The organism is Streptomyces sp. NBC_00503, assembly GCF_036346895.1.
Taxonomy (GTDB): Bacteria; Actinomycetota; Actinomycetes; order Streptomycetales; family Streptomycetaceae; genus Streptomyces.
This window is the reverse complement of record NZ_CP107855.1, coordinates 1,425,613-1,444,576: the sequence shown is the minus strand read 5'-3', so window position 1 is coordinate 1,444,576 and position 18,964 is coordinate 1,425,613. Positions and strand designations below refer to the sequence as shown.

General features: G+C 71.2%; 14 protein-coding genes and 1 pseudogene. 6 read left to right on the top strand and 9 right to left on the bottom strand.

The features are described 5' to 3' along the window. Positions 1-3 precede the first annotated feature (3 nt). The 5 genes from OG490_RS06705 (at position 4) to OG490_RS06685 (ending at position 5,560) form a co-directional block, all read left to right on the top strand. The gene (locus OG490_RS06705; RefSeq protein WP_330295358.1) at positions 4-648 is read left to right on the top strand and encodes a TMEM175 family protein; all 645 of its coding nucleotides are present in this window, start codon (positions 4-6) and stop codon (positions 646-648) included. Between the two features lie 72 nt (positions 649-720). Then, entirely contained in the window at positions 721-2,016 is a 1,296-nt protein-coding gene (locus OG490_RS06700; RefSeq protein WP_330295357.1) for an IS701 family transposase, read from the top strand. Further along, a complete protein-coding gene (locus OG490_RS06695; RefSeq protein ID WP_330295356.1) occupies positions 2,016-3,221 on the top strand; it encodes an XdhC family protein in 1,206 nt (401 codons plus the stop codon). The genes OG490_RS06700 and OG490_RS06695 overlap by 1 nt, the downstream gene beginning before the upstream one ends. Positions 3,222-3,291: 70 nt before the next feature. After that, the gene (locus OG490_RS06690; protein WP_330295355.1) at positions 3,292-4,800 is read left to right on the top strand and encodes a GuaB1 family IMP dehydrogenase-related protein; all 1,509 of its coding nucleotides are present in this window, start codon (positions 3,292-3,294) and stop codon (positions 4,798-4,800) included. A 205-nt stretch (positions 4,801-5,005) separates the two neighbouring features. Then, positions 5,006-5,560 (top strand): sigma-70 family RNA polymerase sigma factor, encoded by a 555-nt coding sequence (locus tag OG490_RS06685; RefSeq protein ID WP_330295354.1) that lies wholly within the window; start codon positions 5,006-5,008, stop codon positions 5,558-5,560. A 73-nt stretch (positions 5,561-5,633) separates the two neighbouring features. Here OG490_RS06685 and OG490_RS06680 read toward each other — a convergent pair whose 3' ends face one another. From OG490_RS06680 to OG490_RS06655, 6 genes are all read right to left on the bottom strand, one after another. Then, positions 5,634-6,803 (bottom strand): glycosyltransferase, encoded by a 1,170-nt coding sequence (locus OG490_RS06680; RefSeq protein ID WP_330295353.1) that lies wholly within the window; start codon positions 6,801-6,803, stop codon positions 5,634-5,636. Further along, on the bottom strand, positions 6,803-9,652 hold the full coding sequence (locus tag OG490_RS06675) for a bifunctional glycosyltransferase/CDP-glycerol:glycerophosphate glycerophosphotransferase (protein ID WP_330295352.1): 2,850 nt from the start codon (positions 9,650-9,652) through the stop codon (positions 6,803-6,805). Before OG490_RS06675 ends, OG490_RS06680 begins: the two co-directional genes overlap by 1 nt. Positions 9,653-9,979: 327 nt before the next feature. Then, positions 9,980-10,123, bottom strand: coding sequence for a hypothetical protein (locus OG490_RS06670; protein WP_330295351.1), 144 nt, complete (start codon positions 10,121-10,123; stop codon positions 9,980-9,982). A 90-nt stretch (positions 10,124-10,213) separates the two neighbouring features. Further along, on the bottom strand, positions 10,214-11,800 hold the full coding sequence (locus tag OG490_RS06665) for a DUF6056 family protein (protein ID WP_330295350.1): 1,587 nt from the start codon (positions 11,798-11,800) through the stop codon (positions 10,214-10,216). Positions 11,801-12,092: 292 nt separating this feature from the next. Then, positions 12,093-13,328, bottom strand: a complete 1,236-nt coding sequence (locus tag OG490_RS06660) for a histidine kinase (RefSeq protein WP_330295349.1) — start codon at positions 13,326-13,328, stop codon at positions 12,093-12,095. A 34-nt stretch (positions 13,329-13,362) separates the two neighbouring features. After that, entirely contained in the window at positions 13,363-15,129 is a 1,767-nt protein-coding gene (locus OG490_RS06655; RefSeq protein WP_330295348.1) for a sodium/solute symporter, read from the bottom strand. A gap of 74 nt (positions 15,130-15,203) precedes the next feature. Here OG490_RS06655 and OG490_RS06650 point away from each other — a divergent pair. Next, a pseudogene (locus OG490_RS06650) lies at positions 15,204-16,172 on the top strand (RNA-guided endonuclease InsQ/TnpB family protein); the annotation flags it as partial. Between the two features lie 135 nt (positions 16,173-16,307). On the opposite strand, the gene OG490_RS06645 reads toward OG490_RS06650, so the two are convergent. From OG490_RS06645 to OG490_RS06635, 3 genes are all read right to left on the bottom strand, one after another. Further along, complete coding sequence (locus OG490_RS06645; RefSeq protein WP_330295347.1) at positions 16,308-16,583, bottom strand: hypothetical protein; 276 nt, start codon at positions 16,581-16,583, stop codon at positions 16,308-16,310. A 257-nt stretch (positions 16,584-16,840) separates the two neighbouring features. After that, complete coding sequence (locus tag OG490_RS06640; protein ID WP_330295346.1) at positions 16,841-17,704, bottom strand: LytR/AlgR family response regulator transcription factor; 864 nt, start codon at positions 17,702-17,704, stop codon at positions 16,841-16,843. A gap of 209 nt (positions 17,705-17,913) precedes the next feature. Next, positions 17,914-18,870 (bottom strand): SCO0930 family lipoprotein, encoded by a 957-nt coding sequence (locus OG490_RS06635; protein ID WP_330300809.1) that lies wholly within the window; start codon positions 18,868-18,870, stop codon positions 17,914-17,916. Between the last annotated feature and the right edge of the window lie 94 nt (positions 18,871-18,964).

Here is an 18,964-nt window from a genome sequence, read left to right as displayed (position 1 = left end):
GTCATGGAACAGGAAACAAACAGGGTCGAGGCATTCAGTGACGGCGTATTCGCCATCGTGGTCACGATCCTGGTGCTGGAATTGAAGGTTCCGGAGGGGCAGGGCAGCGAGCTCTGGCACGGGCTGCTGGAACAGTGGCCGCACTACGCGGCGTACGTCGTGAGTTTCCTGATCATCGGCGTCATGTGGGTCAACCACCACACCATCTTCAGTCACCTCAAGCGCGTCGACCGGCCCCTGTTGTTCCTGAATCTCCTGGTGCTGATGGTGGTATCGGTGATTCCATATACCACCAACATCCTCGCCGAACACCTCATGGACGGGGATTCGGCCAACGTGGCGGCCGTTCTCTACAGCGGCTGGACCGTGGTCTACGCCCTCGCCTTCCTTGCTTTCTGGTGGTACGTCACTCAGGTCGGGCATCTTTTCCATGAAACGGTGGACAAAGAAGGCGCGCGGGCAACCCGGTTGAGATTCGGACTTGGCGCGATCGCTTACCCCTTGACCGTCGTCCTGTCCTTCTTCTCCGCTCCGCTCACTCTCGTCGCACACTTCCTGATCGCGCTCTACTATGCGGCGAACCAGATCCCCATCCCCCTCGTGGTAGAGGAAGAGCGGCTCGAATCTGCCAGCGACCTCAGGAAGTAGCCGCCGGGGCCTACGGCCGTTCTCCACGGTCAAGTAGGGTATTGGATCTAGCTGGTCGCGGGGGAGGCCCAGATGGCTCGCGTAGTCCTGCCGGAGGAATCCACCAGGGAAATCTCCGAATTGATCGACGTATTGATCTCGCTTTTCTTCGAATCGTTACCCCGGCGGGACCAGCGAAACTGGGCCCGCGTATATCTGAACGGCCTCGTGCGGACCAGCGGAAAGAAAACAATCCGTAACATCGCCGGAACAGGGGCCAGTTCCGTCGAGCAGAGCCTCCAGCAGTTCATCAGCAAATCCCCGTGGGACTGGACCCCCGTCCGCCGCTCCCTCGCCCAGCACCTCGAACGCACCGCCCAGCGCCCGCTGGCCTGGGTGGTCCGGCCGATGGTCATCGAGAAGGCCGGCGACCGCTCGGTCGGCGTCGGCCGGCAGTTCGTCCCGCAGCTCGGCCGCACCGCCAACTGCCAGCAGGCCAGCGGGATCTGGCTCGCATCCAGCGAAGCCGGATTCCCCGTCGAATGGACCCTCACCCTCCCCGGTCCATGGACGGCCGAACTCCTGCGCCGCCGCCGGGCCGGCATCCCCGACACGGCACGCTCGCTCACCCCCGCCCAGGACGCCGTACACGCGGTCCAGCGGATGGCCGCCAGCTGGCAACTCCAGCGCAGGCCCGTGGTGATGGAGGTGTCCAACACCGAACTCCCGCAGTGCATCGAATCCTTCGCACTCCAGGACATCCCCTTCGTGTTCAAGGTGGACGGCACCCTGCCCGTCTCCTTCGGCGGCGCCGGCCGGCACAAACCCGGGCCGCACACCGCGCCCGCCCGCGAACTCATCGACTCCCTGCGCTCCCAGCGCCGCGTCGTCGAATGGACCCGCCACGGCCGCGCCGAGGGAGCGGTGACCCTGCTGACCTCGGCCGCCATCTTCGCCACCCCCGGCGAGGACCGGCTCGTGCCCGCGGCGCCCACTCCGCTGCTGCTGGTCGGCGCCTGGACCGAAGCGGCCCTGCTGCCCTCGGAGTTCTGGATCACCAACATCGGGGACCGGCCGCTCGCGCAGCTGTTCCTGCTCGCCAAGCTCACCGACCGGGTCGCGCTGGACTTCACCGAGGTGTGCGAACCCGCCGGCATCCGGGACTTCGAAGGCCGCTCCTTCCGGGGCTGGCACCACCACGCCACCCTCGCCAGCGTCGCCCACGCCGCGATGCTGCTGGGCCGGCGCGGACGGGACCCCGAGCCGTACCCCGGCCCGGCCCGGTCCGCAGCCACCGCGCGCCCCGCCGCCCGCGTGGCCGCGCCCCCGGTGCTGCCGCCGAGACCGGTCGTCCCGGGGCAGAGCTCCCGCCGCGAATACATCCGCTGATGCTCGACATCGCCGCGGAGCTACGCGCGTGGTACGCCTCCGACCGGGACTTCGCCGTGGCCACCGTGGTCGCCGTCAGCGGCAGCGCGCCCCGCGGACCCGGCGCCTCACTGGCCGTCGACGACCGGGGCACCGCGCTGGGGTCCCTCTCCGGAGGCTGTGTGGAGTCGGCCGCCCACGAGATGTGCCTGGAGGCGATCGCCTCCGGCGAAGGCGGCGTGCACCGCTTCGGATACAGCGACGACGACGCCTTCGCGGTCGGGCTGACCTGCGGGGGGATCCTCGACGTCCTGATCACCCCGGTCCGCCGGAACGACCCCGTGCGGCCCGTCATCGGCGCGGTGCTCGACGCCGCCGGCTGCGGGTCCCGCAGCGCCCTGGGCCGGGTGGTCTGCGGCCCGCCCGAGCAGCTGGGCCGGGCGCTGGCCGTGCACGCCGACGGCTCCTACGAGGGCTGCCTGGGCGGGAGCGCCGAGCTGGACGAGGCCGCCGCCGCGCGGGTGGGGGCCCTGCTCGCGGCCGGGCGCACCGGCACCGCCGAGCTGGGCACGGCCGGCGGGCTGTGCGGGCAGCCGCTGACCCTGCTGGTCGAGTCGGCCGCCGAACCGCCCCGGCTGCTCGTCTACGGGGCCATCGACTTCGCCGCCGCCCTCGCCCGGATCGGGGCCTTCCTGGGCCACCGGGTCACGGTGTGCGACGCCCGGCCGGTCTTCGTGACGGCCGCCCGGTTCCCCGAGGCCGACGAGGTCGTCGTGGACTGGCCGCACCGGCACCTGGCGGCGGAGTGGGAGGCGGGCCGGCTGGATGCCCGTACGGCGGTGTGCGTTCTTACGCACGACGCCAAGTTCGACATCCCGCTGCTCACGCTCGCCCTGCGGCTGCCGCTCGGGTACGTGGGGGCGATGGGCTCGCGGCGCACCCACACGGAGCGGACCGAGCGGCTGCGGGCCGAGGGGCTGACGGCGGCCGCGCTGGCCAGGCTGCGCTCGCCCATCGGCCTGGACCTCGGCGGGGGGACCCCCGAGGAGACGGCCCTGGCCATCGCCGCCGAGTTCACGGCGGTCCGGTACGGCAGAGAAGGAACGATTCTCCCCCTGGCGCGGCGCCGGGGCCCGGTCCACCGGCCCGCACAGCCCCCGCCCGGCCGCCCAGCGGCACTCGTCCAGACAGCCGCCGCCGTCCACGGAGGGACCGAAGTCCCGTAGGAAGCGACCATCCGGATCAAAATGTCCTGGACGATCGCCCCGGGCGGTGTGAACACCAGGACGTGGGAGAATGAAGTACGTGCGTTCCTCGGCTGCCCTGTCGGGGTTACCTCCGATCGACTGGGATGTTCAGCACGTGCGTTTCCTCAATGACCTGAAGCCGCCGTACGACCTGACGTACGACGATGTATTCATGGTGCCGAGCCGCTCCGCGGTCGGCTCCCGTCAGAGCGTCGACCTCTCCGCGCCCGATGGCACCGGCACCACCATTCCGCTGGTCGTGGCCAACATGACCGCCATCGCCGGACGCCGGATGGCCGAGACGGTCGCCCGCCGCGGCGGCATCGTCGTCATCCCGCAGGACATCCCGATCGAGGTCGTCACCGACGTCATCTCCTGGGTGAAGACGCGCCACCTCGTGCTCGACACCCCGATCACGCTGGCGCCCACCCAGACCGTCGCCGACGCGCTGTCCCTGCTGCCCAAGCGGGCCCACGGCGCCGGCGTCGTCGTCGACGCCGACGGCCGCCCGGTCGGTGTCGTCACCGACCACGACCTGACCGGCGTGGACCGCTTCACGCAGCTCTCCGAGGTCATGTCCAAGGAGCTCCTGCTCCTCGACGCCGACATCGACCCCCGCGAGGCCTTCAACAGGCTCGACGCCGGCCACCGCAAGCTGGCCCCCGCCGTCGACAAGGACGGCAGGCTCGTCGGCATCCTCACCCGCAAGGCCGCGCTGCGCGCGACCCTGTACACCCCCGCCACCGACGCCAACGGCAAGCTGCGCATCGCCGCCGCCGTGGGCATCAACGGCGACTTCGTCGCCAAGGCCAAGCAGCTGCTCGACGCGGGCGTGGACACGCTCGTCATCGACACCGCGCACGGCCACCAGGAATCCATGATCAGCGCGATCAAGGCCGTCCGGGCGCTCGACCCGCAGGTCCCGATCGTCGCCGGCAACATCGTGGCCGCCGAGGGCGTCAAGGACCTGATCGACGCCGGCGCCGACATCATCAAGGTCGGTGTGGGCCCCGGCGCCATGTGCACCACCCGCATGATGACCGGCGTGGGCCGCCCGCAGTTCTCCGCGGTGCTGGAGTGCGCGGCCGAGGCCAAGAAGCACGGCAAGCACGTGTGGGCCGACGGCGGCGTCCGCCACCCGCGCGACGTGGCGATGGCGCTGGCCGCCGGTGCCTCGAACGTCATGATCGGCTCCTGGTTCGCCGGTACCTACGAGTCCCCGGGCGACCTGCAGCAGTCGGCCGACGGCCGCCTGTACAAGGAGTCCTTCGGTATGGCCTCGGCGCGCGCGGTGCAGAACCGCACGTCCGAGGAGTCCGCGTACGACCGTGCGCGCAAGGGACTCTTCGAGGAGGGCATCTCCACCTCCCGGATGTTCCTGGACCCGGCCCGTCCGGGCGTCGAGGACCTGATCGACTCGATCATCGCGGGCGTCCGCTCCTCCTGCACCTACGCCGGTGCCGCCTCCCTCGCGGAGTTCGAGGAGAAGGCCGTCGTCGGCATCCAGTCCGCGGCGGGCTACGCCGAGGGCAAGCCGCTGCACGCCAGCTGGAGCTAGTACCTCCCACCGCGGCCCCGCCCCCGTCCACCACGACGGGCGCGGGGCCGCGGTCGTTTCCGGCGGAGCCGGGGCGGCGGTCACCCTGCGCGGAAGACCGTTCGGCGACGCGGAGGGACCGGTCGGCGCCCGGCGCCGGGTGGCGGATGACTCCGCCGCGTGACCGGCGGGACACTCACGGCATCCCGACCCGGAAGGGATCGCCATGCCCGCCACCACCGCAACCCGTCGCCGCACCGACGCCCATGCCCTGGCCCGGCTCCAGCGCGACCACGGCAAGGCGCTCTACGGTTTCCTCCTCGGCCTGAGCTTCGGCGACCGCCACCGCGCCGAGGACCTCCTCCAGGAGACCCTGTTCCGCGCCTGGACCCATCCCGAGGCCCTGGAGAGCGGGGCCCACGCCTCCGTGCGGCCCTGGCTGTACACCGTCGGCCGGCGCGTGGCCATCGACGCCCGCAGGGCCCGGCTGTCGCGGCCCGTGGAGATCGGGCCCGACGTGCTGGAGCAGTCGCCCGCCGACGAGGACCGCACCGAGAGATCCGTCGCCGTCCTCGACGTCCGCGAAGCCCTGCGCTCGCTCAGCCCCGACCACCGGGCCGTACTCGTCCAGATCTACTTCCACGGGGCCAGCGTCTGCGAGGCCGCCGAAGCGCTCGGGGTGCCCGCCGGAACCGTCAAGTCCCGTACGCACTACGCCCTGCGGGCCCTGCGCGACCTCCTGCCCGGCTACGGGCAGGGCCCCGTCCGCATCGCCGGCTGAGCCCCGACCATGACCGAAGGGGGTCACCGGCGGTGTGCCGGTGACCCCCTTCAGCTGGCCCGCAGGAGAGTGTCTACTCGTCCAGGAGGTCGAACAAGCCTTCCCAGCGGCTCACGATCCGGTCGGTCGAGTAGCGCTGGATGTTCTCGCGGGCAGCCTCGCCCATACGGTCCCGCAGCTCCTTGTCCGCCAGCAACTTCCCGAGCTGACGGGCCAGTTCGGCGGTGTTGCCGGGTGTCGCGAGCAGTCCGTCCTCGCCGTCGGTGATGATCTCCCGGACTCCGGGAGCGACATCGAAGGCGACACACGGCACGGCAGTGGCCATGGCCTCCATGGGAGCGAGAGGGAAACCCTCGCCACGGGAACTCAGGACGAACACGGAACCGTCGCGCAGGGCCCCCGGGACGTCGCTGGTACGGCCCATCCACTCCACGGAGGACTCGATGCCCAGCGCCGCGCTCTGCTTGTGCAGCGCCTCCTGCTCCTCGCCCGCGCCGTAGATGCGCAGCGTCCAGTCCTGGTGGTGCGGCGCCACCTGGGCCCAGGCGTCGAGGAGCAGGTCGACGCCCTTCTCCTCGTGCAGACGGCCGATGCTCACCACCGTCTTGGACGCGCGCGCGGACGGCTCGTCCGGGAAGAACGGCAGGGGGTTGGGCATGAAGCCGACGTTGTCGAACCGCTGGCGGATCCAGAGGTCCGCGTCCTCGCGCGTCAGGGTGAGCATGCGGTCCACGTCCTTGTAGAACCGCTGCACGCGCTGGAAGCGGGAAGAGCCGCGGCAGGTCTCGAAGGACTCGTGGCTCATGCCGATCACGGTGAGGCCGGCGGTGTCGGCGAGCGCCACCCATTCCATGGCCCACACCTGCGTGACGATGACGATCCCACCGGGGCGGGCGGCCCGGAACAGCGCCGTGAGCTTCGCGGCCTGCTCGCGCATGCCGGCGTCACGGGCGGCATTGCGGCGCTGGTCGGCGAGGTTCAGCCTGCCCTTGAGCCCGCGCAGGGGCTTGGGGCTCGGCGGGTGGACGTCGTAGAGCGTGGTGGTCCGGTAGGGCAGGTCGTCGCCGAGTTCCTGGCTGCGCCCCTCGGGCGCCGGCGTGATGCCCAGGACGTGCACCTGATGGCCCCGTCCGCTGAAGAGGCGGGCCATCTGGTGGGTCCAGCTGGTGATGCCTCCCAGCTCGTTCACGCTGTTGGAGACGAAGAATATGTCCCGGGTCGTGGCTGCGGTCTGCTGGGTCATTAACGCCTCCAGTGCGCGAAGAACTGATCGATGATGCTCCGGCTGGCAGTGCCCTGGTCGTACTCGCCGAACCGCGCGCCGAACTGCTCCCGCTTCGACGCGTATTCGGATGCCTGGGCGTCCAGAGACCTCACCGCCTCGTGGAACTCCTCCGCGGTGTTGAACACCGGACCGGGCGCCTCCTCCAGCAGGTCGAAGTAGGTGCCGCGGTCCTGGTGGACGTACTCCTCGTAGTCGTACGTGAAGAAGAGCATCGGCCGGTCGAGCAGGGCGTAGTCGAACATCACGGAGGAGTAGTCCGTGATCATCGCGTCCGCGAGGCCCAGCAGCGGCGTCACGTCGTGGTGCGCGGAGACGTCGATGACCCGGCCGCGCACGGTGGGCGGCAGCACCACGTGGTTGAGGTAGTGCGCCCGCACGAGGAGCACGTAACGGTCACCGAACTCGTCGGCGAAGCGCTCCACGTCGAAGGGGAGCTCGAAGTGGGAGAGCCGGCCCCCCGCGTTGCGGAAGGTGGGGGCGTAGAGCAGGACCTTCTTGTCGGCGGGGATGCCCAACTCGGCCGCGAGCGGGCCCCGCTCGCGTGCTCCGCCGTCCGCCTCGTGCTGACGGGCCTGCGCCAGCGCGTCGTTGCGCGGATAGCCCACCCGCAGCAGGGACTTCTCCGGCAGCCGGAAGGCCTTGGCCAGGGTCTGCACGTCGTGTTCGGACCGGATCAGGAAGCGGTCGAAGCGGTCCAGGCCGTCCTGCTGCTCCTGCTGGCGGGCGCGCGTGGCGGCCTTGAGCTCGGGCAGGTCGAAGCCCATGCGCTTGAGCGCCGAGCCGTGCCAGGTCTGGATGTAGGTGGTCTCGGGACGCTTCGTCAGCTTGAGCGGGAAGCTCTGGTTGTCCACCCAGAACTCGGCCTGGGCGAGCGCCTTGAGGTAGGGCAGCGACCAGGCGCGCACCAGGGTGGCGTCCTTGGGGAAGCCCTTCGGGGAACCGCGGTAGGACCAGATCGCTTCGAACTCGAGGCCCTGGCGCCGCATTTCCTCGTAGATGGCGCGCGGGCTGTCGCTGTACTGCCGGCCGATCATGCTTTCGAAGACGACCGTGCGCTTCTTGATGGGCAGGCGGCTGAAGACCTCGTGGTACAGGCGGAGCTTCGTCTCGGCGGAAGTGAGGTTCTTGCGCACCGACTTGGCCTTGCGGTACCCCGACTTGGCCAGGGCCCCGGGCTTGCCGCGCACGCCGCGCTCGATCAGTTCGAGGACGCGCTCGTTCGTGTGGTTCTCGGTGACGAGGCGGAAGGCCAGGTGCCCCTTGGCGGAGGCGTGGGGCTCGAGGTGGTCGGCCACCATGCGGGTCAGCCGGGGGCGCACCGGCAGCACGCCGCCGGACAGGTCGATGTCGCCCACGGTGAGCCGTGTCGTCGTGCGGGAGCCGTTCACGTCCAGGGTCAGGCGCACGTCCCAGACGGTGTCGATGATCCCCAGGGGACGCAGGTCCTTGGTGAGGTCCGCCTCCGTCTCCCAGTAGACCGACTCGCCGTCGTGCCGGACGATGCGCACGGGGAAGGCGAAGGACTGCAGGCTGCGGCGCCGGGCGCTGAACAGCAGCTCGCCCTCCAGCCGGGCACCGGCCGGAATCACGCCGAGGGGATTGGTGATGCGGCCGGTCATGTGGATCTGGTTGCCCTCGGCAGCGAGGTGGGTGACTTCGTTGCGCAGGAACATCTGGGCGACCGGCTTCTGGTGGTAACCGAGGTTGGTCACGTCCAGGACCCCGCGGGCGAAGTCGTCGTCGAGGTACTCGTCGCACCAGTAGATCCGGCCCTCGCTCTCGGCCAGGGGGGAGGAGATCTTGTCGCGGTTGGTGAGGCTGTCGACCGCCGGGATCAGCCGCTCCCAGTCGCCCTGGCTGAGGAGGTAGGCGCAGATGGCCTGGATGGGCAGGACCTTCTCGTAGGCCTCCGGAGCGATGCCCTTGAGGTACTCCTGCGAGTGCTTGGCGAACTCCAGCCGGTAGGCCTCGTCGCGGAACGGCAGGTCCCGCAGGTGCAGCACCAGGTCGTGCTTGAGGAACTTGACGTCCTTCGCCAGCTTGAGCTCGGTCAGCCCGTGCTCTTCCAGCAGTGCGTCGATGCGGCGGTGGATCTCCAGCCGGTGGATGTAGTTGGCCATCTCGTGCCGGCTGTTGGTCACCGACTTCTCGGCGGCCTGTTCGTGAACGTGCCAGAAATAGACCTGGTTGGGGATCAGCGTGATGCGCTTGGCCGCCAGATACGCATCGGCGATGAACATCAGGTCCTCGTAGAGCATCCCCTTCGGGAAGCGGAGGTCGTTCTCGAGGAGGAAGTCACGGCGATAGCACTTGTTCGTCGACAGGGTGTCCCATACGAACAGGTCGGGCATCTCGGTGACGGATTCCAGCGTGCGCGTGGCCGAGTAGATCCACGAGTACCACTCGTCGCGCTTCTGGTTCCGGGTGTCCTTGTGCAGTCGGACGCACAGTCCGGACACGATGTCGGACTGGGTCTCCTCCGCCGACTCGAAGAGGTTCCTGCACGCGTTGCGCTCCAGGACGTCGTCGCTGTCGAGGAACATGACGTAGCGGCCCGTGGCGTGCGCAATGCCGACGTTGCGAGGCTCGCCGCCGGCGCCGCTGTTCTCCGGGAGCTGGAAGGCACGGACCTTTCCGGGGTGCGCTGCGGCCAGCTCCTGGGCTACCTCGAACGAGCGGTCGGGACTGCAGTCATCAACGATCACGACCTCAACGCTCTGCAGCGTCTGCTCCAGTACGGACTGGACCGCAGCCGGCAGCCGGTCGGCATCGTTAAACACGATCACGACCACGGATATGTCCGGCACAGCAACCTCAACCTTCTCCTCGACGGCATTGCCTTCAAACGTATCTCCCCATCAGTCACACAATGGTCACAGGAGGGGGTGTCGCTGGCTGGCGATGCGCGATTGCATTTCTGGGTAAGTCGGTTCGTTAGGGAAACGTGATGGGACAGCCGATCTTCCGGCCGGTCCCGGCGGCGTGCACGTCGATCTTCGTGGAGCCCGTTCCGTCCGGCCCACGGCAACGCCCGCCGCACCACGCACGTACTTCCGCCGCCCCACCGCGCTCTCCGGCGCGCGGACGGCGTCCACACCGTTCCCTGCCCGACCCGGCTTCTGGAGGACGGGCGCCTACTCGTCCCGGGCGTCCGCGGACGCGTACTCGCCCGGCCCCGCGTAGGCGTGGCAGTCAGGGCGGTGCGCCATGGAGTCGAAGTAGTCCACACCGCACGCGCAGTCCGGCGGGTCGGTGAGGTACGTGTCCTTGGTGTACAAGGTGATCTCCTACTGGCGGGGGTGTTGTCGGGGCCTGATGTCTTCAGGCCCCGACGACAGGAACCTCTGGGCGTGGCCAGCGGTCCGCGCTCAGCGGCGGTGGATCCGGTCGATGTCGTACCACTTCGAGACGCAGGCGGAGACCCAGTCGCGCTGGTAGTTCTTGGTGTAGAAGGGCTCGGCGAGGTTTCCGATGTAGAGGGGCTTGTAGCCGACGTCGGTGGTGCCCTGCCGGGCTTCCTTCTCGATCCGGGCGTTCTGGGCGTCCCAGGCCACCGATCGGGTGACGGTGGTGGTGGTCAGCGTCTGGACGGCGGGGACGAGAGCGGCCATCGAGGCCAGCGCGAAGGCGCCTGTGGCGATGACGGCGACGGGTGCGTACCTGGTGGTGGTCGCCCGGCTCGCGAGGTGGCGGCCGGCCCACTGGCCGAGCAGGGCTCCGTAGGCGCAGAGGGCCAGCACCATGGGGACGAGGTAGTTGGTCCAGGTCCGGGCGTAGGTCCAGCCGGTGGGGCCGTAGCCGCTGCGCAGGCCTGCGGCGACGGCGAAGGAGCCGAGGACGACGACGAGTGCGGGGAGGAGCCACAGGGCGATGCGGGTCAGTCGCGGGACGGTGTGGTCCAGTGCTCGCCGGCCGGTGGTGGTGCGCAGGCCGATGGCGAGGCCGATGAGGATGCCTGCGGCGGCGGCTCCGAGGTAGGCCCACTGGCCGGTGACGGAGTCCCACATGAGGAGCCAGTCGTGGGTGGTGGCGCGCAGGCCCTTGCGGGTGAGGAGGGATTCCTTGGAGGGGTTCTGGGCGCGGCGCCAGCGGGCTCCGGGGGAGGTGTAGAGGAGGAGCAGGCCGCTGAGGAGTCCCAGGCACCAGGTCAGGCACCAGGTGAAGGGGCGCCAGGTGGTGGCGAGCCGGAACCGGGGGATGGCCAGGAGTCCGGCGCCTGCGCCGAGAAGTCCGGTGACGAGGGTGAACGGCTCGCTCAGGGTGCCGAGCGCGGCAGCGATGAGGAACGTCGCCACGAACCCGGCGGTGCGCAGGGGGCCGCTGGGCCGGCGGACGGTCCAGATCCCGAGCAGGAGCGTCCACACCCCGATGATGCTGGGAATGGTGTGGGAGATCGTGGCGGGGGCCCACAGCAGCGCCTGGTAGTTGCGGGTTCCGGCGAAGTAGAGGAGGGCCTGGAGGATCAGGGCGGTGGCGGTGAGGAGGAGCAGGCGGGGCTTTGCTCCGAGGAACCGCATGAACTGGGCGCCGAGGAGGACCAGGCCGAGGGTGAAGGTGACGGCGATGACGGTCGGCAGGATCTTGGTGCCGATGAGTCCGTCGCCGTAGATGACACCGCTCAGGAAGGCGTTGGCGACGCGGCCGTTCTGGGTCATGTAGAAGTCGGAGGTGATGCCGAAGACGCCCATGTCACGGGATTTCCAGGCGGCGCACCAGTCGTCCGAGGTCGGTCGCACGTAGAGCCCGAGGAAGCATCCGACGGCGACCAGCGCCCCGGACACGGTCACGAGGATCCCGGCAGTGCCGAGCATGAACCCGCGGCCGAACGCCCGCCGGTCACTGCCCCGGACCGCTGCGGGGGAAGTTCCGGAGGAATCCGCCCCCGGGTCCTGCTCCCCCTCGAACCCGCGCTCGGCTTCGTCTTCCCCTATCCCCTGGGGCACGTCAGTCCTCATTCACCAAATCCTTCACAGCGGCGCCGGTCGGGCCGTCGGCCGATCGCGCCTGCCGTCGAGGTCAGCGCAGGGGTGGGCCCGGTCGCATCAACGTGCACGGTGCGCGCCCACCGGCATCCGGAGGTCGCGCGGGACCGTATGAGCCTCTGTACACACCATGGAACTTACTCCATGTGAGTGAGCGAGACCCCATTGGGCCCTTCGGCCACAGGGCCGCGGGCCCGTCCTGGCAGACGCTGAGAGCCCCGTCCGCGAGGGGTGCAGATGGGTGTAAAACGACGCCGAGGCCCGGTCAGCGCCGGGGGAAGCGGCCGGGCGGGGTCGAGCTGTGTACGCCCGCGCGGTACTTCGGGATCCGTACGGTGATCTTCATGCCCGCGCCCACCCCGGTCTCGATGACGAGACCGTGGTCGTCCCCGTAGACCTGGCGCAGCCGATCGTCCACATTGGGCAGCCCGATGCCGGAGGACGAGCCGGAGTGCTCCCCGGCCAGGATGCGGCGCAGCAGGGCCGGATCCATCCCGACGCCGTTGTCCTCGATGGTGATCAGCGCCTCCGCGCCCGCGTCCCGGGCGGCGATGGTGATTCGGCACTCCTCGGTGGAGTCCTCCAGCCCGTGCTTGACCGCGTTCTCCACCAGCGGCTGCAGGCACAGGAACGGCAGCGCCACCGGCAGTACCTCCGGAGCCACCTGCAAGGTCAGCTTGAGCCGCTCCCCGAACCGGGCCCCGGCCAGCGCCAGGTACTGCTCTATGGAGCGCAGCTCCTCGGCCAGCGTGGTGAAGTCACCGTGCCGGCGGAAGGAGTAGCGGGTGAAGTCGGCGAACTCCAGCAGCAGGTCCCGGGCCCGCTCCGGATCGGTGCGCACGAACGAGGCGATCGCGGCGAGGGAGTTGAAGATGAAGTGCGGGGAGATCTGTGCGCGCAGCGCCCTGATCTCCGCCTCCATCAAGCGGGTCCGCGAGCGGTCCAGCTCGGACAGCTCCAACTGTACGGAGACCCAGCGCGCGAGCTCGGTCGCGGCCCGCACCAGCACCGCCGACTCCCGGGACCCGTAGGCCACCAGCGCGCCCAGCATCCCGTCCTCGCCGGTCAGCGGGGCCACCACCACCCACTTCAGCGGGCAGTCGGGGCGCTCGCACTCGGTCCGCACGCTCTGGCTGCGCCCCGATTCCAGCATCTGGGCGACCCGGGCCATCGCGCGGCGCTCGTGGTGGTCGGCGCCCGGACCGTCCCAGGCCAGGACGTGTGCGCGGTCGGTCAGGCACAGGGCCTCGGTGCCGAGCAGCGAGCGCAGGCGTTTGGCGGCCTTGCGGGCGGCGTCCTCGGTGAGGCCGGCGCGCAGCGGGGGAGCGGCGAGCGAGGCGGTGTGCAGGGTGTGGAAGGTGGCCCGTTCGACGGGGGTGCCGAGGTCGAGGCCGAAGGCGCGTTCGCCGCGCCGGGCGTGCCACCGGCCGCCGGCCCAGCCGAGCCCCAGGAGCACGACGGCCCCGGCCGCGGCCAACACCGAGAGCAGTGCTCCGCTCATGGAGCACCGCCCCCGCCCGAGAGCACCGTCCCGCTCATGGAGCACCGCCCTTGGCGCCGGTCCGGGGGCCGTCCGCCGCACGGGCCGGGGGCTCGCCCGCCACGGCCTCCGGCAGGTGCAGCCGGGCCAGCGTCGCCGCCGTCCCCGCCGGGATCCGCCCGCGCGTGCCCAAGGACACCACCACCATCGTCAGGAATCCGAGCGGCACCGACCACACCGCCGGCCACGCCAGCAGCGTGTTCGGCCAGCCCGCCGGAGCCAGGCCCGCCCGGGTCGCCAGCACCGCGCTCAGCGCCGCACCGCCCCCCGTCAGCAGACCGGCCACCGCCCCGGGCGGGGTCAGCCCGCGCCACCAGATCCCCAGCACCAGCAGCGGACAGAACGAGGACGCCGACACCGCGAAGGCCAGCCCCACCGCGTCCGCCACCGGCACGTCCGTCGCCGCCACGCTCCCGCCCAGCGGCACCAGGATCGCCACCAGCACCGCCACCCGGAAGCTCCCCACCCCGCGCCACGGCAGCACGTCCTGGTGCAGCACCCCGGCCACCGCCATGGTCAGCCCCGAAGCCGTCGACAGGAACGCCGCGAAGGCGCCCCCGGCCAGCAGCGCCCCCAGCAGTTCCCCCAGCGTCCCGCCCACCATCCGGGCCGGCAGCACCAGCACCGCGGCGTCCGTCTCACCGGTCAGGGCCAGCTCGGGGGCGTAGATCCGGCCCAGCGCCCCGTAGACCGGGGGCAGCAGGTAGAACGCGCCGACCAGCCCCAGCACCACCAGCGTGGTCCGCCGGGCCGCCCGCCCGTTCGGGCTCGTGTAGAAGCGGACCGCCACGTGCGGCAGCCCCATGGTCCCGAGGAAAGTGGCCAGAATCAGCCCGTACGTCGCGTACAGCCGCAGCTCCGGCCGGGCCCCGGAGAGCGGCTCCGACCAGCTGGACACGGCGGGCCCGGTGTCCGCCCGGGTCCCGGGCACGGGGGAGTCCGGGTCGAACACCAGCTGCGCGTGGGCCCGTACGGAATGGCTCCCGGCGGTCAGGGTCACCGACTCGCCCGCGTACGGGCGCCCGTCCACCTGCCCGGTCACCTTCACCGTCAGCGGCGCGTCCAGGGACAGCCGGACGTCCTGGGCCAGGGTCACGGAGGTGTGGGCGCGGAAGGCCGCCGGGGCGTCGAAGGAGGCGCGCGGCGCGCCGTCGCCCACCCAGGCCGCCAGCAGGAAGAACACCGGCACGAGCAGCGCGGTCAGCTTCAGCCAGTACTGGAAGGCCTGCACGAAGGTGATGCTGCGCATCCCGCCGGCCGCCACCGCCGCCGTCACCACACAGGCGACGACCACCCCGCCGACCCAGTGCGGGGCCCCCGTCAGGATCTCCAGGGTCAGGCCCGCGCCCTGGAGCTGCGGCAGCAGGTACAGCCAGCCGACCCCGAGCACGAACAGCACCGCGATCCGGCGCACCGCCTGCGATTCGAGGCGGGCCTCCGCGAAGTCGGGCAGCGTGTACGCGCCCGAGCGGCGCAGCGGGGCCGCGACCAGGACGAGCAGCACCAGATAGCCGGCGGTGTAGCCCACCGGGTACCAGAGCATCTGCGGACCCTGGAGCAGCACCAGGCCGGCGACACCGAGGAAGGAGGCGGCGGAGAGGTACTCGCCGCTGATGGCCGCCGCGTTGAGGCGGGGGCCGACCGTGCGCGAAGCCACGTAGAAGTCGGAGGTGGTCCGGGATATCCGCAGGCCCAGCGCGCCGAGCAGCACCGTGACCAGGACGACGACGGCGACCGCGGTCAGCGCGTACGTCTGGTTCACCGGACTTCTCCCAGGATGCTCCGGGCTTCAGCTTGGGGAGGAATGGGTCCTGCCGTCGTAGGTACGGAGCGCCGGAGTTGGTTCGGGACTTCGGGAAGTCCCGCGCCAAGGCTTTGAAGGACGTCAAGGCCCGGTTGCCGGTGCGGCAGCGGGCGGGGATGCCCGGGTACAAGAAGAAGCACGCGGCTGACCCGAGCCTGAATTACACCCGGCGCGGTTTCCGGATCATGGACGGCCGTCTGCATCTGGCGGGCGGCATCGTCCTGACCGTGGTGTGGCCCCGCGATCTCCCGGCGGACCCGTCGTCGGTGCGGGTCCACCGCGACAGTCTCGGCCACTGGTACGCATCCTTCGTCGTGGCCACCAAGCCCCAGCCACTCCCGGAGACGGGTGCGGTGATCGGGATCGACTGGGGTGTGAGGGAGACCGCGACGACCACCAGCGACGCCCATGACCTCCCGCATGCCGGGCACGGGCGGAAGGCCGCCGTCGGGCTCGCCCGCTATCAGCGGATGACGGCCCGCCGGAAACCGGCGAAGGGCAAGCCCGGTTCGCGGCGCTACCGGGCGGCGAAGAAGCTGACGGCGAGGCTGTACAAGAAGGTGGCCCGGCAGCGGCAGGACACCGCCCGTAAGTGGGCGAAGTCCGTGATCCGTGACCACGATGCTCTCGCGGTGGAGGACTTCCGGCCGCGTTTCCTGGCCAAGTCGACCATGGCCCGCAAGACGGCCGACGCGGCGATCGGTGTGGTCAAGCGTGAGCTGATCGCCATGGCGCGCAAGCACGGTCGCATCGTGCACCTTGTCCATCCCGCGCACACCACCATGGACTGCGGGCAGTGCGGAGCGAGAACCAAGCACGCACTACCTCTCTCGGAACGTACCTACACCTGCACCGTGTGCGGAGTCGTGTCCTCCAGGGACAAGAACTCCGCCCGCGTGATGCTGGTCCGGGCTGGTCTCAACCCGGCTGGTGCCGATCGTGTAAGAGCTGACGGACCGCAGGTCCACAGCCGACGTGAGCCAGGAATCCCCGCCCTCTAAGGCGGGGAGGATTCAAGGGAGTCTACGCATGCCCGCGGACCCGGCGACAGGCCGTCCCCGGCCCAGTCCGTCTCTTCCGGATCTTGCGGACTGACCGGCAGGATCCGGAAGAGACGGCCTAGCGGCCGGATGGCGTCAGAGCGCGGGATCGCGGTGTTCCGCGCAGTCCCGCAGGGCGATTTCCAGCTCCACGTACGATTCCTCCGCGCGCCGGAAGGCCAGCGTCAGCGCCGCCTCGGCCCGGGGCGGCACCTGCCCGCGGGCCCCCTCGCGGGACTCGTACAGTACGTCGGCCCAGCGCGCGGCCGCGCTGCGCAGGCGGGCCAGGAGGGCCTCGGCCTCGGCGGGTCCGGCCGGCCGGGTGCGGGGCAGTCCGGTCAGCGCGTCGAGCAGCGCCTGGATTTCGGACATGTGCCTCCTCCCGGGGCCGAAGATCCACGATACGCGCGGCCGGTCGTCGCGTCGGGCCGTCGGGCCGCCGCTGCGGCCGACGGCTCCGGCGGATCGCCGTACGCCCCTCCCGGTGCGACGAACGGCTCGCCCGCGCGCCGGACGGTCGGGCGCCGGGCGCTCCGGCGCCGGGCGGGCCGCGCGCCGTCCGGCCCGGCGGCTGCCCGGCGGCTCCCCGTCGGCTCTTCGCCGTCCGCCCGGTCGCCCGTCCGGCGCGTTCAGCCCATCGCCTGGCGCATCAGGAGGTCCCGCAGTTCCCGTGTGTGCCGTCGGCTCACCTGGAGTTCGGCCGATCCGACGCGGACGGTGGTGGTGCCCGCGTCCAGCCGGAGTTCGTCTATGCGGCCGAGCGCCACCAGGTGGCGGCGGTGGATCCGGACGAACCCGCGCGCGGCCCACCGCTCCTCCAGCGTGGCCAGCGGGATCCGCACGAGGTGGCTGCCCTCGTCGGTGTGCAGCCGGGCGTAGTCGCCCTGGGCCTCCACGTACGCGATGTCGGCGATCGCCACGAAACGGGTGACGCCGCCCAGCTCGACGGCGATCTGGTCGGGGGCGCGGTCCGCGCCGGCCCCGGCGGAGACCTCGGCAAGGGCGCGGCGCGGGACCGGTACGGGGGCCATCGCCCCGGGCACGGGACCGGCCCCGGTCGGCGGGGCCGCCGGTCCGCCCGGAGCCGGCGGCTCCGTGGTCCGCCCGGACTGCGCGCAGGCCCGCCGCACCGCCTCGGCCAGCCGCTCCGGCCGGACCGGCTTGAGCACGTAGTCCACGGCCTTGAGGTCGAAGGCCTGTACGGCGAACCCCTCGTGGGCGGTGACGAACACGATCAGCGGCGGCCGCGCGAACCCGGCCAGCAGCCGGGCGATGTCCAGCCCGGTCAGCCCCGCCATGTGGATGTCGAGGAAGACCACGTCGATGCCGTCGGGCCCGTCCGGGCCGCTCTCCAGCGCACGCGTGATCCGGCGGAGCGCCTCGGTCGCGTCCGAGGCGCCCTCGGCGCTGCGCACCCGGGGGTCGGAGCGCAGGAGGTAGAGGAGCTCTTCGAGCAGGGGCTTCTCGTCGTCGACGGCCAGTACGCGCAGCATGCGAGCGAGTCTAGATTCCGCTTCGCCGGGGCGAAACGGTGCGCGGCCCCCGCCCGGGGGGAGAGGGGCGGGGGCCGCGCGGTCAGGTGGCCTTCCGGCGTGGTGCGGGCCGGGAACAGGCGTGGTGCGGGTGGGGCGGGCGGGGCGCCGGCGGCCGGAGGCCGGAGGCAGCGCTCCGGAGCCGGGGCGCCGGCGGGGCCGGCGCGCTGCTACTGGCCGGTGATGAGCTTGCCGTCGGGGGCCACCGCGTACCAGGTGCCGCCGACGCCCTGGCCGTTGATGTCGCCGGCCTTCTTGTCACCGGTGAAGGTGTAGACGGGCCAGCAGTTCACCGTCTGCTGCTTCTTGCCGTCCGGGCGGTCCAGCACGAGGTAGTTCTTCTCGATGATGCCCTTGGCGTTGGCCTGGTCCACCGGGGGCACGACCGGCCACTTGGCCACGCAGTCGCCCTCGCACTTGGAGACCATCGGCCACGCGGTGTCCGGCTTGAACCGGTAGACGGTCATTCCGTTGCCGTCGACGATGTGGTCGCCGAGCTTGGGGTCCTTGGCCACGGTCAGCGCGCCCGCGGCCCCGGCCGCGCCGGGGGCCGGGGCCGCCGCCTTCGCCGCCTTCTTGCCGTCGGGCGCCGCCGCGAACCAGGTGCCGCCGACGCCCTGCCCCTTGGTGTCGCCCGCCTTGGTGTCCTTGCTGAACCGGTACACGGGCCAGCCCGCCACCGTCAGCTGCTTGCTGCCGTCGCTGCGGACCACCTCGCCCAGCAGCGCCGGGTCCTGGCCCGCGGCGGCGGTGGCGTCACCGGCCGCCACCACCGGCCAGGTCTTCGCGCAGTCCCCGTCGCAGTTGGACTTGGAGGGCTTCGCGGTGTCCTTGTCGAAGCGGTACAGGGTGAAGCCCGCGCTGTCGGCCAGGACCGAGCCGAGCTGCTCGTTCGCCGCGATGGCCAGCTGCCCGGCGGGCTTGGCGGATCCGGCCGCGGCCGGATCCGTGCCCCCGGATCCGTAGCCGTCGCCGTAGCCGTCGCCCGAGGCGGAGTTCTGGGCGGGGGCGGCCGCACCGGCCGGCTTGGTGGTGTCGGCCGCCTTGTCGTCCCCGCCGCAGGCGGTCGCGGTGAGTGCGACGACGACCGCCACGGCCGCCAGGGTGGTTCCGCGCTTGATGCCCATCTTGATCTCTCCCACATGTGTGTCCTACGACCGCCTCCGCTCCCGCGCCCTTTCGGAGCGGTCGCGTCGGCAACTGTGTGCAGGACACGCCTCG

Coding starts and splice junctions, on each gene's coding strand:
- OG490_RS06635 (WP_330300809.1), bottom strand. CDS start 18,870: ATGGGCATCAAGCGCGGAACCACCCTGGCGGCCGTGGCGGTCGTCGTC.
- OG490_RS06640 (WP_330295346.1), bottom strand. CDS start 17,704: ATGCTGCGCGTACTGGCCGTCGACGACGAGAAGCCCCTGCTCGAAGAG.
- OG490_RS06705 (WP_330295358.1), top strand. CDS start 4: ATGGAACAGGAAACAAACAGGGTCGAGGCATTCAGTGACGGCGTATTC.
- OG490_RS06680 (WP_330295353.1), bottom strand. CDS start 6,803: ATGACCCAGCAGACCGCAGCCACGACCCGGGACATATTCTTCGTCTCC.
- OG490_RS06665 (WP_330295350.1), bottom strand. CDS start 11,800: ATGAGGACTGACGTGCCCCAGGGGATAGGGGAAGACGAAGCCGAGCGC.
- OG490_RS06685 (WP_330295354.1), top strand. CDS start 5,006: ATGCCCGCCACCACCGCAACCCGTCGCCGCACCGACGCCCATGCCCTG.
- OG490_RS06700 (WP_330295357.1), top strand. CDS start 721: ATGGCTCGCGTAGTCCTGCCGGAGGAATCCACCAGGGAAATCTCCGAA.
- OG490_RS06695 (WP_330295356.1), top strand. CDS start 2,016: ATGCTCGACATCGCCGCGGAGCTACGCGCGTGGTACGCCTCCGACCGG.
- OG490_RS06690 (WP_330295355.1), top strand. CDS start 3,292: ATGAAGTACGTGCGTTCCTCGGCTGCCCTGTCGGGGTTACCTCCGATC.
- OG490_RS06660 (WP_330295349.1), bottom strand. CDS start 13,328: ATGAGCGGAGCACTGCTCTCGGTGTTGGCCGCGGCCGGGGCCGTCGTG.
- OG490_RS06645 (WP_330295347.1), bottom strand. CDS start 16,583: ATGTCCGAAATCCAGGCGCTGCTCGACGCGCTGACCGGACTGCCCCGC.